The organism is Algorimicrobium algoritergicola, assembly GCF_008086165.1.
GTDB classification, from domain to species: domain Bacteria; phylum Bacteroidota; class Bacteroidia; order Flavobacteriales; family Flavobacteriaceae; genus Algorimicrobium; species Algorimicrobium algoritergicola.
In genome coordinates this window covers 568,257-586,441 of record NZ_VSKL01000001.1, presented here as the reverse complement: position 1 = coordinate 586,441, position 18,185 = coordinate 568,257, and the positions used below count along the sequence as shown (strand labels likewise).

At 29.3% G+C, this 18,185-nt stretch carries 17 protein-coding genes; 15 read left to right on the top strand and 2 right to left on the bottom strand.

Going from position 1 to position 18,185, the window contains the following annotated elements; all coding sequences use genetic code 11:
* Positions 1 to 7: 7 nt before the first annotated feature.
* Together ES675_RS02810 and ES675_RS02805 are read right to left on the bottom strand one after the other, a co-directional pair.
* On the bottom strand, positions 8 to 994 hold the full coding sequence (locus ES675_RS02810; protein WP_066254146.1) for a polysaccharide deacetylase family protein: 987 nt from the start codon (positions 992 to 994) through the stop codon (positions 8 to 10).
* Between the two features lie 3 nt (positions 995 to 997).
* Positions 998 to 1,852 carry a sulfotransferase gene (locus ES675_RS02805; RefSeq protein WP_066254141.1) on the bottom strand — a complete coding sequence of 285 codons (855 nt, stop codon included), beginning with the start codon at positions 1,850 to 1,852 and terminating at the stop codon, positions 998 to 1,000.
* A gap of 110 nt (positions 1,853 to 1,962) precedes the next feature.
* On the opposite strand from ES675_RS02805, the gene cysQ reads away from it, so the two are divergent.
* From cysQ to ES675_RS02730, 15 genes are all read left to right on the top strand, one after another.
* Positions 1,963 to 2,760: a 3'(2'),5'-bisphosphate nucleotidase CysQ gene (cysQ, locus tag ES675_RS02800; RefSeq protein WP_066254138.1), complete on the top strand. Its 798-nt coding sequence runs from the start codon at positions 1,963 to 1,965 to the stop codon at positions 2,758 to 2,760.
* The gene (locus tag ES675_RS02795) at positions 2,760 to 3,188 is read left to right on the top strand and encodes a DUF2061 domain-containing protein (protein WP_066254135.1); all 429 of its coding nucleotides are present in this window, start codon (positions 2,760 to 2,762) and stop codon (positions 3,186 to 3,188) included. The genes cysQ and ES675_RS02795 overlap by 1 nt, the downstream gene beginning before the upstream one ends.
* Before the next feature lie 2 nt (positions 3,189 to 3,190).
* Positions 3,191 to 3,784 (top strand): adenylyl-sulfate kinase, encoded by a 594-nt coding sequence (cysC, locus tag ES675_RS02790; protein ID WP_066254132.1) that lies wholly within the window; start codon positions 3,191 to 3,193, stop codon positions 3,782 to 3,784.
* 3 nt (positions 3,785 to 3,787) lie between these two features.
* A complete protein-coding gene (locus ES675_RS02785; protein WP_066254129.1) occupies positions 3,788 to 4,300 on the top strand; it encodes a hypothetical protein in 513 nt (170 codons plus the stop codon).
* A gap of 11 nt (positions 4,301 to 4,311) precedes the next feature.
* Positions 4,312 to 5,217, top strand: coding sequence for a sulfate adenylyltransferase subunit CysD (gene cysD, locus ES675_RS02780; RefSeq protein WP_066254126.1), 906 nt, complete (start codon positions 4,312 to 4,314; stop codon positions 5,215 to 5,217).
* Positions 5,218 to 5,328: 111 nt separating this feature from the next.
* Entirely contained in the window at positions 5,329 to 6,582 is a 1,254-nt protein-coding gene (locus ES675_RS02775) for a sulfate adenylyltransferase subunit 1 (protein ID WP_066254123.1), read from the top strand.
* Positions 6,583 to 6,599: 17 nt separating this feature from the next.
* Positions 6,600 to 8,057, top strand: coding sequence for an MBOAT family O-acyltransferase (locus ES675_RS02770; protein WP_148367239.1), 1,458 nt, complete (start codon positions 6,600 to 6,602; stop codon positions 8,055 to 8,057).
* 3 nt (positions 8,058 to 8,060) lie between these two features.
* Complete coding sequence (locus ES675_RS02765) at positions 8,061 to 9,569, top strand: hypothetical protein (protein WP_148367237.1); 1,509 nt, start codon at positions 8,061 to 8,063, stop codon at positions 9,567 to 9,569.
* A 46-nt stretch (positions 9,570 to 9,615) separates the two neighbouring features.
* Positions 9,616 to 10,914: a flippase gene (locus ES675_RS02760; RefSeq protein WP_148367236.1), complete on the top strand. Its 1,299-nt coding sequence runs from the start codon at positions 9,616 to 9,618 to the stop codon at positions 10,912 to 10,914.
* Positions 10,907 to 12,199 carry a hypothetical protein gene (locus tag ES675_RS02755; RefSeq protein ID WP_170244063.1) on the top strand — a complete coding sequence of 431 codons (1,293 nt, stop codon included), beginning with the start codon at positions 10,907 to 10,909 and terminating at the stop codon, positions 12,197 to 12,199. Before ES675_RS02760 ends, ES675_RS02755 begins: the two co-directional genes overlap by 8 nt.
* Positions 12,196 to 12,888 carry a LamG domain-containing protein gene (locus ES675_RS02750; RefSeq protein ID WP_148367232.1) on the top strand — a complete coding sequence of 231 codons (693 nt, stop codon included), beginning with the start codon at positions 12,196 to 12,198 and terminating at the stop codon, positions 12,886 to 12,888. The genes ES675_RS02755 and ES675_RS02750 overlap by 4 nt, the downstream gene beginning before the upstream one ends.
* On the top strand, positions 12,885 to 14,081 hold the full coding sequence (locus ES675_RS02745; RefSeq protein WP_148367230.1) for an O-antigen ligase family protein: 1,197 nt from the start codon (positions 12,885 to 12,887) through the stop codon (positions 14,079 to 14,081). Before ES675_RS02750 ends, ES675_RS02745 begins: the two co-directional genes overlap by 4 nt.
* 241 nt (positions 14,082 to 14,322) lie before the next feature.
* Positions 14,323 to 15,078, top strand: a complete 756-nt coding sequence (locus tag ES675_RS02740; RefSeq protein WP_170244062.1) for a glycosyltransferase family 4 protein — start codon at positions 14,323 to 14,325, stop codon at positions 15,076 to 15,078.
* 19 nt (positions 15,079 to 15,097) lie between these two features.
* Entirely contained in the window at positions 15,098 to 17,005 is a 1,908-nt protein-coding gene (locus ES675_RS02735; RefSeq protein WP_066253550.1) for an alginate lyase family protein, read from the top strand.
* A gap of 700 nt (positions 17,006 to 17,705) precedes the next feature.
* Positions 17,706 to 18,143, top strand: coding sequence for a hypothetical protein (locus ES675_RS02730; protein ID WP_148367226.1), 438 nt, complete (start codon positions 17,706 to 17,708; stop codon positions 18,141 to 18,143).
* Positions 18,144 to 18,185: the final 42 nt, after the last annotated feature.

The window sequence follows — 18,185 nt, the reverse complement described above, 5'->3', positions numbered from 1 at the left end:
GTGAATCTTACTTAAAAATACTAAACGTATGGTTTTTGTACGTGTTTTTAATAAATTTTTTCGTCTCCTGTAAAGAATAAGGTGTAAACGCTTTGGGATGTCCTATTAGAACAAAGTGTCCCGCATTATCCGTATTTTTTATGTACTTTTTAAACGCCTTCGGCATATAAGAAGCTTTGTAACCATCAATAGACACGACACTATTTGAAAAGCGTGTCATTAATTTTATCACTTCTATTTTAGGCTTTGAAATAGCAGAACCATTACCAAAAGAAACATGTTTTTTGTCCTTTTTAATCTTTTCTAAAGCAAAGCGCCAAAAGAAAACAGGGCTCAATCTATAAGAACTAATGGGGTATTCGGTAAAGTGACCATTAGGATCTTCAACGGTTATATCGTTTTCAAACCTATATTCCGTCTTGTATTGGGCTACATTTCTAAAATCGTAAGCTTGGTGCTTGGATTGATGATAACCTTTTGGATATGTGGTACTATCTATATGAATTCCAGCATCTTTTAAAGCTTCGGAAATATGAGAAAATGGTTGCGCACTCCAACCGCCAGCTCTATAGGCAATGGCTTTATTACCAGAAATACTGTTTAAAAGCGTTGTGTATTTGTTAACAATGGCATAGGCTTCTTCTTTTGAAAAATCTTGAAGTTTGTATTGCGATGTATCAAAAACCCATTTTTCACCGTCATAAACTGTGTTTTCCCAATGAGGATGAATATGTAATTCTATACCATGGCCATTTTCTGAAAGGGACTTAATTTGAGAGGTGATTTTTTTATAGTCTTCCTGTAATTCTGGATATTGTTGCTTGAATTCATTTAGTTTATCGATGTAACCAACATCCACAAAAAAGACGATTTTCACATTATATGGATCTACAATTTTAAGAAGCTCGTTGGTTGGATTTATGATACAATCATCAATTCCACCACTTTGCGAGCCAAAGAATAATTCATAATCCAATGTAATGTAAATAGTCATAAATTAAAGTTTGTAACGGTTAAGTAGCATAAATGGTAAGCAAAGCAGATAATATAATATTTGTTTTGGTCTGGAAATGGTGGTTTTCCATGCAGTATCCTTTTTTATTTTGATGGTTTTACTACTCTTTAATCTATTACCGCCAATAATATGAGGCATCTCAAAAACATCATTTAGAGTTACATCATCATTATTTTGATCTAAAAGTTTACTGTAAATATATTGGGTGTGATCATGAGGATTATCTATAAAATCTTCATATTTCAGTTTAATTACATCTTTATGTATCCAACAAACCAATTGCCCAAAGAAATTAGTTAGTAAATAATAAAAAATAGTATTAATGGGTTTTTTAGGCGTTTGAACCTGTTTATTAAATGAGTTTATAACACCTCTAACATCCCTAACCACATAAATACCTTTCACTTTTAAGCTTGGAATTTGATTTAATAACAAAAACCGTCCAATATACTTTGAGGAATCTAAAATCCAATTTTTATTGGTGTGATTAGAAATAGCAGTAAATAGCCTTTCTTGCGATGCGATATAATCGGCACTAGCCTTTCTACCTAATAGAATTGACAGGATATACCGATGTCCTTCCTCGTTGTTCTGTTTTTTTTGAAACGTATGGATCTCATCTTCGCTTACATTCAAATCGGTTATTACATCACTCCAAAAATCACATTCGCAAACAACATCACCACAGGAACATGTAGATTTGTTTTGTAAATAAGTGTAAAACTGATGTACTTCTCCCGAAGTGGTTATATCGTTGGTACTATTCAGTATGGTTGCCAATAGTGTGGTACCACTTCTACCAGAACCCAATAAATACAAGATGTTTTTCTTTTTCAAAAAGGCAGATTTTATATACTGCAAATTTATAGTATATATTTAAATTAATGATAGGTAAGCCGCTTCAATTATATAAATTGTTTAGTTTTGCGTATTGATTTTTAAATAAAATGATAGTGAGCCAATTACAGATTGCAATAGCAGCATCATTAGCAGCTGGGAAAGTTATTATGGAAGTTTATGACACGGCTTTTTTAGTTGAAATAAAAGATGATAAATCGCCACTTACCGAAGCTGATAAACGTGCTAATGATGTTATAAATTCATTTTTAATACCGACTCAAATTCCCATAATTTCGGAAGAGAATAAACAAACAGATTATTCAGAAAGAAAAAATTGGACAACCTGTTGGGTTGTAGATCCTGTTGATGGCACCAAAGAATTTATAAAACGTAATGGTGAATTCACCGTTAATATTGCATTGGTTAAACATGGACAACCTGTATTAGGTGTTATTTATGTGCCTGCCACAAAAACTATATACTATGCAAATGTGGAAACTAATGATGCTTTTAAAGCAGATTTAGAATCTCATGATGTAACTGTGGATCAGGTTTTAGAATTAGCAAAACCACTTCAACCAAAAGGTGATAACTCTAAAATAGTGGAGGTAGTTGGAAGCAGATCACACATGAATCAGGATACTTTGGATTTTGTAGATGGCTTAAAAGGAGGCGGAAAAGAAGTGGAAATTGTTTCAAAAGGGAGTTCCTTAAAGTTTTGTTTAGTTGCGGAAGGTAAGGCAGATGTTTACCCGCGTTATGCACCAACTATGGAGTGGGATACGGCTGCGGGCCATGCTATTTGTAACGCTGTTGGACTAAAAGTTATTTCAAAAGAAACCAATAAACCCTTAGCTTACAATAAAGAGAATTTACTTAATAGTTATTTTTTAGTAAGTAAATAATGGGCGACATATCCTATAAAAGGCATATTGCAAAAACAGTAACCTGGCGGTTTATAGGAACTATAGATACCATTATTTTATCGTGGATTATTACAGGAGATCCATATGCAGGACTAAAAATAGGGTTAGCAGAAGTTACTACCAAAACTATTTTATATTATATGCATGAACGTGTTTGGTATAAAATAAACTTAACAAAAGAAGGTGAAACGCTTGAGAGCAGAAAACGACATTTAGCAAAAACAGTTACGTGGCGATTGGTTGGTACATTGGATACCATGACGTTGGCTTGGATCATTTCCGGCAATCCATTAGCTGCTTTAAAAATAGGATTTGCCGAAGTTATTACTAAGATGCTATTGTACTATTTCCATGAACGTGTTTGGTATAAAATTAATTACGGATTACCGAATAGAAAAAACCCTTAATTATGAAAGAAAACATCATACCACATGAGTATCAAATAAGCACAGAGGATAGAAGGCAGAAAAACGGACATAACTCCTTTTTAATATGGTTTACAGGGCTTTCAGGTTCCGGTAAATCAACTATTGCAAATGTGGTTGAGCAAAAATTATTTCAACAAGGTATAAAGACCTATAGCCTAGATGGCGATAATATTAGAAATGGCATCAATAAGGATTTGACTTTTTCACCGGAAGATAGGACAGAAAATATCCGTAGAATTGCCGAAACTGCTAATTTAATGGTAGAAGCGGGTTTAGTGGTGCTTGCGGCTTTTGTTTCACCATATAAAAAAGACCGTCAGAACATTAGAAATATCGTTAAAGATGTTAACTTTGTCGAAGTTTATATAAATACGAGTATAGAAGAATGTGAACGTCGTGATGTAAAAGGTCTTTATAAAAAAGCACGTGCAGGAGAAATAAAAAATATGACTGGAATTTCAGCACCTTATGAAGCGCCTGATAACCCAGAAATAGAAATTAAAACAGAAAACGAAACTGTTGAAGCAGCGGCCCAACGAATCGTTGATTATATAGCCCTAAAATTAAAATTGTAGATTATGAAAAAAGGACTTTTTATTTTATTTATGACTATTACATTTATAGCCTGCAAATCAGATAAAAATAATGAGAATTTTGAGGTCAACAAAACGAATACGGAACTAGTTTTACCTAATTCGGACACAGAAAACTTTGAAGATTCCCTAATAGATTATAGAGACATAAACGAAAGTTTTTTAGAAAACTATAAAGTTGAAAAATTTGGGATTCAAAAAACAAACGATAATCTTATTGGGTTTGTCTTTAAATTAAATGATGATACATTAAATGAAACAGTTTTAGCTTATAGTATGGCCATTCTTATTTATGATAGGACATTAGAAAAGCCGCAACATTTTTCTTTTAATCCTAAGATAAAAGAAATAGGAAATAGTAAATTTATAATAGAGAATAAAGTATTAAATAATATGACCTATTTTGATAGTCTTGACCTATATATTTATAAAAGAAGAGATTACAAGAGTTCTGGTAAATTAGGTAGTTTTAGAATTAGAGATATATTATTTAAATAAAAAAAAGTTTAATGAGTAAATATTATTTAAATTATTTAGACGAGTTAGAAAGCGAGGCTATTTTCATTTTGCGCGAAGTTTGGGCACAATTTGAGAACCCAGCCATTTTGTTTTCTGGCGGTAAAGATTCTATATTAGTCACGCATTTAGCTAAAAAAGCATTTTATCCAGCCAAAATTCCGTTTGCATTAATGCATGTGGATACGGGTCATAACTTTCCGGAAACCATTCAATTTAGAGATGATATTATTAAAGAATTAAACGTTGAACTCATTGTAGGCTCTGTTCAAGAATCTATTGATGATGGTCGTGTGGCTGAAGAAAAAGGTAAAAATGCAACTAGAAATGCACTTCAAATTACAACGCTTTTAGATGCCATAGAATCTAATAAAATAGATTGTGCTATTGGAGGCGGACGTCGTGATGAGGAAAAAGCACGTGCTAAAGAACGTTTTTTCTCACATAGGGATGATTTTGGTCAATGGGATCCTAAAAACCAACGCCCAGAATTATGGAATATTTTTAATGGGAAGCATTTTCAAGGAGAACATTTTAGAGCTTTTCCTATTAGTAACTGGACAGAAATGGATGTTTGGAATTATATAAAAAGAGAGAATATTGCAATTCCTTCTTTATATTTTGCACATGAACGCGAGGTTGTTAAACGTGATGGTACATGGATACCAAATTCCGAATTTTTAATTCTGGAAGATCACGAAGAAGTGGTAACTAAAAAAATACGTTTTAGAACATTGGGTGATATTACCATTACTGGAGGTGATGAATCCGATGCTGATACATTAGAAAAAATAGCCATAGAAGTAGCTGGTATGCGTAACACCGAACGCGGAAACAGAAGTGATGATAAGCGTTCAGAATCAGCTATGGAAGACCGTAAGCGTCAAGGATATTTCTAGAAAATACGGAATCAATATTTAAATTTCACCTTAAGCGCAGTTGAAAGGTTTTTATACAATTTGACCCCTTAAAGTTTTATTAGGGTCAAATAAAAATTTTAAAAAGGAAGCATGTTAGACAACAATCAATTATTACGTTTTACAACAGCAGGAAGTGTTGATGATGGAAAAAGCACCCTAATTGGGCGTTTATTATACGATTCAAAATCTATTTTTGAAGATCAGTTAGAAGCTATTGAAAACACCAGCAGAAAAAAAGGACATAAAGGTGTGGATTTAGCCTTGTTTACAGACGGTTTGCGTGACGAACGCGAACAAGGCATCACTATTGATGTGGCTTACAGATATTTTACAACACCCAAGCGTAAATTTATTATTGCAGACACACCTGGTCATATTCAGTACACAAGGAATATGGTTACTGGAGCATCAACAGCCAATGTAGCAACCATATTAATTGATGCTAGGCATGGGGTTATAGAACAAACTAAAAGACATGCTTTTATTGCATCTCTATTAAACATACCACATATTATTGTGTGTATAAATAAAATGGATTTGGTTGATTTTTCAGAAGATGTTTACAACCGAATTGTTATCGAATTTGAAGAAATAGCTTCTAAACTGCTTGTTACAGATGTTCGTTTTATTCCAATGTCAGCTTTATTAGGTGATAATGTGGTAAATAAATCAAAAAATATGTCTTGGTATCAAGGTGCTCCTATGTTACACACATTGGAAACCATGCATATTAGTAGTGATATTAATAAAGTAGATGCACGTTTCCCAGTTCAAACTGTTTTAAGACCACAACGAGATGGTTTTATAGACTATAGAGGTTATGCTGGACGTGTAGCCAGTGGTATTTTGAGAAAAGGAGATGGCATTACTGTTATGCCTTCTGGTTTTACTTCAAAAATAAAAAGCATAAACCTTCATGATAAAGAGCTTGATGAGGCTTATGCGCCTATGTCTGTTTCCATAACATTAGAGGATGATATTGATATTAGTCGTGGGGATATGATTGTTCGCTCTAATAACAAGCCAGAACCTTCTCAAGACATAGAAGTTATGTTATGTTGGTTAAATAATAGTTCCGCAAAACCGCGCGCCAAATATTCTATTAGACACACATCTAATGAACAAACAGCTATGATAAAAGAGGTGGTTTACAAATATGACATAAATACTTTAGATCGTATTTCGGGAGACTCTGAACTTAATATGAATGATATTGCCAAAGTTAGAATCCGCACAACTAAACCATTAATGATCGATTCCTACAGAGAAAACAGAACTACAGGAAGTATTATTTTAGTTGATGATGCCACCAATGAAACGGTTGCTGCTGGAATGATTGTTTAATTAAATAGATAAAAATAATGCTATTTAACTCTATAGATTTTGCTGTCTTTTTTCCAATATTTTTTGTTATATATTGGCTTGTTTCCGATAATCTTAAATTAAGAAACGTATTTTTATTGGTTGCTAGTTATTTTTTTTATGGCTGGTGGGATTGGCGATTTCTTTTTTTAATAGCCTTTAGTTCTTTTGTTGATTATTATGTTGGTAAACAACTTAATAAAACTGAAGGAAATGCTAAAAGAAAACGATTGTTATTAGTCAGTTTATTGGTTAACTTGGGGTTTTTAGTTTATTTTAAATACACCAACTTTTTCATTGATACATTTGTATCTTCTTTTAAACTTTTTGGAGACAATTTAGAAGTTTCAACATTAAATATTATACTACCAGTTGGTATTAGTTTTTATACGTTTCAAACGTTAAGTTATACTATTGATATTTATCGAAAACAATTAAAACCAACAAAAGATGCTTTATCCTTCTTTACGTTTGTTGCGTTTTTTCCACAATTAGTTGCTGGGCCAATAGAAAGAGCTTCTCATTTATTACCTCAATTTTATAAAACATATAAGTTTAATTATTATCAGGTAAAGTCTGGCTTATTACTAGTAGCTTTTGGGCTGTTTAAAAAAATGGTAATTGCAGACCGTTTGGCTATTTTGGTAAATCAGGTTTATAATAATCCTACAGATCATGGTGGTTTAGACTTAATTATCGCGACTGTATTTTTTGCTTTCCAAATCTATTGTGATTTTTCAGGTTATTCTGATATTGCCATTGGGTTAGCCAGAACTATGGGTTTTGATTTAATGAAGAATTTTGATAGTCCTTATTTTTCAAAATCTATTACAGAGTTTTGGAGGCGTTGGCATATCTCACTATCAACATGGTTTAGAGATTATGTGTACATTCCTTTGGGAGGAAGCCGAAACGGAAAATACAGAACCTATTTAAACCTGTTTATTGTTTTCTTTGTGAGTGGATTATGGCACGGAGCCGCAATGACCTTCGTTATTTGGGGTGCAATTCACGGAATCATTATCGTTCTTGAAAAAGCTTTTAAACCAAAGCTTCATAACTTTTTAAAATCTATTAATTTCAACTTAAAAAGTATTGGCTCAAATATGTTATTTATGACTATTACTTTTTTTACTGTTTGCTTTGCTTGGGTGTTTTTTAGGGCAAATAGTTTTAAAGATGCGATATATATAATAAGTAATTCTGCGAGTACAAAAAATGAGCATAGTATTGTAGAATTAGGTTTAAGTCAAGGAGAAATTATAATTGCAATCTTATCGATTATTAGTTTAATAGGTTTTGATTATTATCATAAAAAACAAAGTATTTTTGCTCTTTTAAATAAAGAAGGGGTCGTTTTTCGCTATAGTGTTTACCTGACTATTATTTTTGTCATATTAATTTTTGGAATCTATGGTGAAGATAGTGTTTCAGAATTTATTTATTTTCAATTTTAGAATATGAAAAAATTTGTTATATCATTTGCTATACTTGTAGTATTATTCTTAATTACTTTTAATCATTTTAATAAAGTTTTCGCGTCTAAAAATCATTTTGTTAATACTACAGAGGATTTTAAAATACTTGCAAAGAAAACAGATATTGATATTATATTTTATGGTAGTTCCCATGCATACACAGCTTATAATCCTCATATTATTAATGAAAAATGTAATGTTATTAGTTATAATTTGGGTTCAGATGGTTTGCGATTATCATTGACTGATTTAGTTTTAGAAGAATCGCTCAAGTATACAAAGCCAAAGTTAGTTATATTAGAAGTTTATGGCGGATCATTGACCTTTCCATCTACAGATAAGGCAAAAGGCTATCAGCTTAGAGCTTTAGATTTTGTTTCAAATTTTAATTTCTCCAAATATTCTGAAATCAGTAAAATTTACAACAAAAGTGAGTATTTAGGAGTTTTGTTTCCGTTGTTTAGAAACCATAAAGAATGGTCCTCTGTTGATTTTTTTAGTTATGATAAAAGAGAGGAAATCGATACAGATAAAGGTCTTTATTATTCAGGGTTTTTGGGTTACAATAATATTATTAGCAAAAGTAAAGGAAGGTTAAAATATAAGAATTTTACGAAACAAAAAATTAAAAGAGACTCCACGAAAACTATGTTATCTAACAGTTCTAAAAAAGAACTATTAGATTTTATTGAAATAGCCAATAAAAATAACATTAAAGTCTTAATTATTTCTTCTCCAGATTTAAGATCTAATTATAATTATTATAATTTGTTTGATGAGTTAAATATGTTTTGCAATCAATTAGATATTCCTTTCCTTAATCTTAATGAGTACTATAAAGAATTAAATTTAAACTTGGATGATTTTAAGGATCCTGGGCATTTAAATATAGTGGGTAGTGTAAAGGCAAGTAATTTTTTAGCTAATTATATTAATTCTAACTATACATTTGATGATAGGTCTAATGAACAAGTTTGGCTAAATGAAATAGAAACTTTAAAAGATAATACATTTTTAAAAAAGCATATAAAGTTAGCAAACTCTTTTCCAATCCAAAATCAAGAAGAATTGGTTATAAGTATTTTAAAACAAGGAAACTCTTTAAAGAAAAGACATGAATTTTTAAATGGTTTACCAATTAATGGACTTACTTTATTTTCAAACAATAAGAACGATTTTGTGATTTTTGAATGTGAAGAAGGATTTAATAAGGAGATTTTAGATGATAAAGCCTTTGGAATACATAAAGTTGTATTTGAAAAAGATTTTGAACTAAGGCCGGAGAGATTTAAAAAGAAAAACTCAAATTTCATTTCAGATAAAAGTTACGTTGATTTTATTACTTATAATGGTAAACAATATATTTTATTAACTTTTCAAAAGAATACTCAAATTAAAGAATTCAAAACGATTAAATTATTTTTAGTAAATAAGGACGAGTTTAATGGGATAATTGGTAAAAAATTAATAATCAAGGAGTTAAATTTTTAGTTTATAAGTTCAAAACCTTTAACAAACTATTTTAGAAACACTAAAAATGATCAGCTTAAACTCAAATAAAAAGGAAATTTTAGATAAAGGTTTAAAGGTGTTTTCTATCCGAGTTTTTGGTTATGGATTTGGTTTTTTGTTTACTTGGATTTTAGCTAATAAGTATGGTGCAAAAGTCCAAGGGGTGTTTTCAATAGCATTCTTATTTTTATCAATAGGAGCAATGATTGCCAAATTAGGCGTCGAAACCTCCATTGTTAAATGGATTGCTAGTACAACTGAAATATCGCAAAAAAAATATATATATTTTAAGTCTATAAAGCTAATTCTTGTTAGTTCGATTATTGTTGGTACTATTTTATTTTTTATGGCACCTTTAATTGCAAAAATGTATCAAAAGCCAGATGTTGAGTCAAGTATTAGAATAGCTGCATTGGCTATTCCTTTTCTATCAATTTTAGATGTTAGCGGTAGTTTTTTTAAAGGTGAGAGAAAAACCAACACATTTGGGATGTATTTTCATTTCTTGAAATTCTTAATTCCTTTTGTTGTATTGATGGTATTTTATTTACTGTCTTATACCGTTATTGGTATCCCAATAATCGCATACTTGATTGGGCTGTTTTTTACGGCAACAATTATTTTTATTCATGTATTATCGATAGTGCAGAAAGGTACTTTCGTGAAGTATCAGGAATTTTCATTTAAGTTTTTATTGTTGGAGTCTTACCCGATGATGATATCATCTGCTATTGTTATGATAATGGGTTGGAGTGATATTTTTATATTGGGGTTTTACGTGTCAGAAGAAAAAATAGGAGTTTATAGTACTTCTATAAAAATAGCAACATTAGTAGCATTTGTTTATAATGCAATTGCAACAATTTTAACACCTAAAATCGCCGCTTTCTACCATAATAATCAACTTAATGAGCTTAAAGATACGGTTGCCTTTTCTGCAAAAGCAATGTTTCTCTGTGGTATACCAATATTTGTGTTTATCTTTATTTTTTCTGAAAATATTTTAGGAATGTTTGGGAAAGAATATATCACCGGTAAAAATGTTTTAAGAATACTATTGATTGCTCAATTAACAAATGTATTAACTGGGGCTGTAGGGCCTATGATGCAAATGACAGGGAAACAAAAAAAACTACAAAGCTTTATTTTAATTTCGTTAATTTTTAATATAATGTTAAGCTTGATTTTAGTGAACTTTTATAGTTTAGAAGGTGTCGCCATAGGTAGTGCTTTTGGAATGATATTATGGAATTTACTTGGAGCCGTTTATATTAAGAAACATTATAAAATAAAAACGTATTATAATATTTATAGAAGTGATTAAAAAAATAAATTTATCCTTGTTTATAGTAACAACCTGTCTCTTTTTTTCATTGATATTATTTCAAGGGGTCATTTTATGTAATATAAACTTAAATTACAAAATATTTGGACAAATTTTAATTGTAATTAACTTATTACTTTTTTTCAGAACATTCAAAAAAAAAATATTTGAACCTTACCTTTTTGTTCCTTTTATTACTTTGTTATATGGGTATTTGGGTGGTATAAATTTCATAAAACGAGGTGCTTACGTTGATTATGTAAATGAGTTATATTTCATGTTATTCGTATTTTGTATTATGCTTTCATACACGCTATTAAGTTTCTCGACAGTTAAGAAGGAAAAAACATTTGTGTTAAGTCGTTTGTTTACTGATAGTTCTGCCATCATTATATCAAAAATAATAATAGTTTCCGGATTTTTAAGTATCTTAATCGATTGGATTCAAATAGGAGGAATTCCTATTTTTATTTCTTCAGACGCTAGAATGGAAAGTAAACCAATATTAAGGCTCGTTTTTCTTATATCTATATTCTTTTCATATTACAACATATTATTAAAGGCTAATCGAAAAAACATTATTATTTTAAGTCTTTTTATTATAAGTGCAATTTTATCGGGCTATAGAACTACGATCTTTTTTATACTCTTAATAGTATTCTTTAAAGTTTCTAAATCTAGATTTTTTAAAGTACATTTTAAGAAAGCCATTTTCCTTTTTCTATTAATGTTTTTTTTCTTGAATTTATTAAAGTTATATAGAGATGTCAACAAGTATGGAATGGATCATTATAGGTATATTATGTACAAGGAACAATTACCACAGAAATACTTTCTAGTATCACCTATTCTTCACACAATTAAAGAAGGGCCGCAAATTTTTCAACAAATTAGAGATCAAATAGGTGACAATTACGGTGGAGGGACATACTTTTTAGAACATATTTCAACAATATTGCCAGGTAAGCAAAGAAATTATGGTCAAGTTTATAATAATATTACTAAAGCAATTACAGATAATACTAAAACCGGGACTATATTGAGCCCTTTTTATATCGATTTTGGAGTTTTAGGAATTTGTCTTTTAGGAATAATTTTAGGGATACTTAATTTTTATTTTAACCTTAAGGAAAAATCTTCTAAATACTATAATGTTATATTAATGTTTGTCATTTCATTTGAAATTACATGGATACATGGCGGAGCTCCTTTTTCCCCTACATTTATTTTGGCTTTTCTTTTCTTTATTTTTATGATCCCTGTTTTTAATAGAGTGAAATCATGAATTATTTTCCTACAAGAATTTATTGTACTATAATTCTAATATTATTTTTATGTATTAGTTGTTCGACTCAAAAGGAAGATAACTTAAGTGTTTTTTTAAAATCAGAAAAAATATTATTTAAAAAAAAACACTTTGGGCCTGAAACTAATTTGAATGATACTTTGGTTGTAAGCTTAACTAATGATAGTTTTACAATTGCTTTTTGGATGAATTCATATAATTATTCCAAAAATGGAGTGATATTTAGCTTATTGGAGAATTATCAGGATGACCTCAAGCAGAGTATCTTGACATTATTTCTTTCGAAACAGAAATTATCTATTATTTCAAATAATAAAGATTATAGAAAACATAACTTTAGTTTTAGAGAAGATTTTTCAGTAGCCTTTATAAATAGGAAGGCATTAAATTTGAATGAACAACTATTTGTTTCATGTCTATTTGATAGCGATAATAGGGACTTTTCAATTTATGTTGACGGAAAATTATATATTAAAGAAAAATTAGATCCAAAAATTACTATAGATAAAGCGTATTTAAGAATTGGATTCACTAATGATAATTCGAAAAGAAAGTATGATTATAAAGGGACTTTAGATAATTTCTATATTTTTCCAACATTATTAACTGAAGATGAATTAATACTTTTAATGCATCTTACAATTACCAATAATTTTCCATTGAAATGAAAGACTTTATTGCGCAATTTGGGTTAAGAAATGTGTTTTTTATCACATATATATTTTTCTTATTATTTCATATGGATATTACTACAGGCATTTTTCTGTTGTATATACTAACTTTCATTATGGAACGCTTTATGAAAGTGAAATTGGAATTTAATTGGTGTGCATATATTTTCAGTATTTTACCTGGACTAATTGTTTTAATTGGTTTTTTTATTTTGGAATCAAAACACTACAATTTGAAAGAACTTGAAAAAAATCTAACTTTTTTCATACTTCCAATTTTTTCAATTATTGATTTAAAATTGATAAAGAAACTATTACCAAAAATTTTACTATCTTTTTTTTTAGGAATCGTTTTATTAGAAATAATTTCGATTATTATTCTTTTAGTTAAAAATGATTTTAGTATCTTCTTTAATTACATATCAATTGACTTCAATAATCATTATTTGTCGGACTATGTTAATATACATCACTCATACTTCTCACTTTTTTTGTCTATTAGTTTAATTGGCATATTGACTTCTTATAAAGAAATAAGGATGAATAGGTTTTTATTAAATTTATTGATTCTATTTTCAATATTGTATAATATATTTCTTTTTGCACGCACATCACTTGTGGTTTTTACAATTTTGCTTATACTCATTTTTATGAAATGGAATAAGCGTGCGGTAGTCGTTGCAGTAATTCTTTGTGGTGTTTTCCTCGCTCTGGATAAAAACACATATACACTGGAAAGAATATCTATTAACTCTAGTACAAATGACATTTACAAAAGGATGGACCTAAATAAAGTTTCATACGACATTTTTAAGGAAGCTCCTTTTTTTGGCGTTGGACCAGGAAGAATTCGTTATGAGCGAACAATAAGATATTATGAAACAGGTTATGTAATAGCATATAAAAATTTATACAATTCTCATAATCAATATTTAAATTATTTAAGCGTTAATGGTTTATTTGGCCTTTTAGTTTTTTTAAGTATGTTATTTTACATGCTTTTTGTTGCAATTAAAAGAAATCAAATATTCTTAATTTCAACGATTTTATTATTTTCAATTTCCTGTTTAACAGAATCTTATTTAGTAAGGAATAAAGGGATTGTTCTGTTTAGTTTTATTATAACTATATTTTTAATTTATAACATAGATGTGTTCCAAAAGTGTAAAAAAAAGCCTATTACTAATTAACAACGCTTATCCCACAATAAAACATCCAAAAAGAGGTGGGTATATTAAATCAATTGAGAGCTGTTTAATTGATGCGAACTTGGAAGTTGATAGGGTTGTTTTAATTAGTGAAAAAAAATCTATATTTAACTATATTGAATTTTACATGAGATTACTTTTTTACAATTATAAGAAGTATGAATATGTATATATTAATCATTTTCCACACCTTTTCATTCCATTAATTTTCAGATTCAGTAGTATGAAAAATATAATTATCAATTTTCATGGAGGTGATATTGTTCATACAAATAGGTATAAAAAAATATTAAATAAAATTTCATATTTTTTTATACCCTCAAAAGGAATATTTATTGTACCATCTAAGTATTTTAAAGGTATTGTACTAACAGAAATCCCAGCATTGCAAAATCGAACATTTCATGTTTCTCCAAGTGGTGGTGTAGATTTGAATATTTTTAAACCTTTGTCAATAGAAAAAGAAATTTTTAGCACTATTAATATAGGCTTTGCTTCAGGTTTTGATATTAATAAGGGAATTGAAGATTTAATTATATTAATTGAATGTTTGAACGCTTCAAAATTTAATTTTCATATTATAGATTACGGTAAGGCTAGAGATACTTATATCAACCAATTAAAAGATTTAGGAAATGTATTTTTATATGATATGTTTGAAAAGGACAAAATGCCTGAATTTTACACTAAAATCGATGTGTTGTTTTTTCCATCAAAAAGTGAAAGTCTCGGATTAGTTGCCATAGAATCGATGAGCTGTGGTGTTCCTGTCATTGGCCCTGATGATTTTGCATTGAAAAATATTATAAAAAATGGTGTTTCAGGTGAAAAATATAACCCAAGAATTAAAAGAGATTTTATCAATGCAATGGATAAGTTTCTTGTAAATAAGTCAAATTATAAAACGAGGGATTTTGTTGAATCTTTATATTCTAAAAAGATAGTATCTGAACAATTTAAAACACTATTTAATAGCTAATTCATAGTAATTACAATCCATGATTCAAAATAAACTTAAATGGTATTATAATAGAGCTAAATTAATGAGTGTAAAAGAGGTGCTTTTTTACAGGATTCCTCAATTTTTACAAACAAAAATTAAAGGAAAGTTCCAGCAGAATAAAATTCCAAGTTCGTTTGTATTAAACCCCAATTATATTGCTAAACCCTACATAAAAAAAGATCTTGTTACTTTATTTAAACAAAAACCCTTTCACGCCCAATACCACGTTTTTAATACCACTTTAGATGTTTTTAGCCTATCAAATTGGCGTAAAGACTATTGCAACACTATTACTTCACCTTTAAATTATTACGGAAATATTAATCGTCAAGATTTTGAAATAAATGGCGATGTGAAATTCACATTAGAACTTTCAAGATTAGAATTCCTACCTTTTTTAGCCTTTAAGTATGTAGAAAATCAAGACCCCATATATCTTGATAAATTAGAAAATATTGTTGTTGAGTGGACAGCACAAAACCCATATTTAAAATCAATAAATTGGACATCAGGTATTGAAATAGGTATACGAAGTGTTAATTTAATTTATACACATAGTATTCTTAACCAATTTAATTTGCTTTCAAACACGTTAGATGTCATTATAAAAAACAACCTTGCTTGTAATTACCAATATTTAAAAAACCATTTGTCGCTTTACTCCTCTGCCAATAACCATTTAATGGCAGAATTAATGGGGTTAAATATCATATCATCTTATTTTAAGGTTCCACAAAAGGAAGCCTTAAAATGGCGTAACATGTTTTATCTGGAAGTTGAAAATCAAATAAATGCAGATGGTGTTCATATGGAACTGTGCTCTAGATATCATGCTGAAGTTAGCGACCAAATTCTAATTACAGTAACGTTTTTACAGCAAGCAGGGATAACGTTATCGGAGAATGTAATGGATATATTTAAAACCCTATTCCTGTTTACAGAACATTTAGACTATTTGAGTGACGAAACCATTTTTGGTGATAATGATGAAGGCTTTGTTATTAACCCATATTTTCATAACAATTTCTCATTATATCAATCTCAATTAGCATCATCCAACTATCTGTTCCAAACTAATTTTAAAGTTTATCAAGAAATAGATTTTAGAAATTATTTGATATTTGGCTCTGATTTTCATATAAAAAATCAAACACAAAACGAATCAGACACGTTATTTGAAACATCAGGGTATTGTTTTATGTATGATCATGATAACCAAACCAAACTATCGTTTGATGTGGGTACTATTGGCGATCATATTTCGGCCGCTCATGGGCATTCAGATATATTTCATTTCAATTTCAGTACTAAAGGTGTTCCATTTTTAATTGATAGTGGAACGTATCAGTATCATTCAAAATATAGTTTTTGGCGAAATTATTTCAGAGGTATTACTGCTCATAATACTGTTAGTATCAACAATAAAAATCATGCTACTAATAATGGAAGAATGAGCTGGATTAATCTTCCTGAAACTATAATCGACTCCTTTATTAAAACAAATACTAAAACCGTATGTCAAGCCACAACTGATGCCTTTAAACGTTTTGGAGTTACGCACTCAAGATCAATTGATTTCAATAAAACAGAAAACAACATTGAAGTTATAGATCAATTTATAGGAAATAACAACAAAATACATACTGGAGATTTATTTTTACACTTTCATCCAAATGTAAAAATTGAAAAGATAGATGATAATAAACTCAAGCTTTCTAATAATGATGTGACAGTTTTTATGGAGAGTGAACTTTTCAGACTGGTTAAAATAACATTTGGAAATACGGAAGAGCCATTAGGATGGTTCTCGAATGCGTTTAATGTAAAGCAAGAAACCACAACATTAACATGCAGTTTTAATTTTTCAAAAAAACATCAAACAAATATTCTTATAAATTACTAGAATGATAGAGCTATCTAAAATAAATAAGCAAATAGAAGGGAACCTTTTGGTTGTCTTTTTAGTGCTAATTTTAATAACGGAAAGCTACTCAAAAATACAATTCATCACAACAGGAAATAGTTCTGAAATACCAAAAATTATAAAGGGAATTATATCGGTCTATATGGTGTTTATGATTGTAAAACATAATTTTAAATCCAAATTCGTAAAGTACGGCGTAATTTTATGTTGCTTTTTTTTAATCGGACAATTATCCATTACAGAGGGTCTAATGTATGTGAATATTTTGGCGTTTTTCAAGTACGTTTTTCCAATAGTATTATTTATCTATTTTTCAAAGTTTCCAATTCAAAACAAAAATAAATTATTCCGTGTTTTTGAAGCTATTATTATTTTCAACTGCCTTTTAATAGTTGTCGGATTTGTTTTTGGTGTTCCATATTTTAAAACCTATCTAGGCCCAAGATTTGGATATAATGGTCTATTATATTCATCTTCTTTAACATCCTATGTGTATATAATTGTGTTGTTTTATTTTTTAATGAAGTACAAAATTCACTTCTTTTCAAATTGGAAAACACTCTTAGTTATAATAAGTGCGCTTTTAGTGGGCACAAAAACTATCTATTTAGCCCTATTGTTTATTTCAATCTTGTATCTCGTAAATTACTCACAATTTAAGTATAAGTACGCTCTAGCAATGTTAATACCAATAGTAGGTATTTTAGCAGGATATTTTTTATTTTTTAAATGGGGCTTTTTTAATGAATTAAGACAATCTGAAGGCGTTTTTTCATCCATATTATCATTCAGAAACCAATTGTTTCTTAATGATACGCTGCCATATATAAAGGAAAATTGGAGTTGGATCAATTATTGTTTTGGAGGCGTTGCCGATTTTAGGACTAAATCTGAAATGGGATTTATTGATGTTTTTTATTTTTTTGGGACTATGGGTGGTGCCGTTTTTTTATATACTTATTGGAGATCGTTTTTTACTTTTTCGCCAATTAGATTAGTTTGGATTTTTTCTGGATTTCTTGGAATCATTATCTTTATATCAGGAAATTATTTTATCTACACTACTATCCCTCTTTTTTTGGTAGTTTTAAGGGAAAAATTAATGCTTAAAACGTAAATGTGAAACTGTGTTTATTAATTTCACTATCATTGTTTAAAT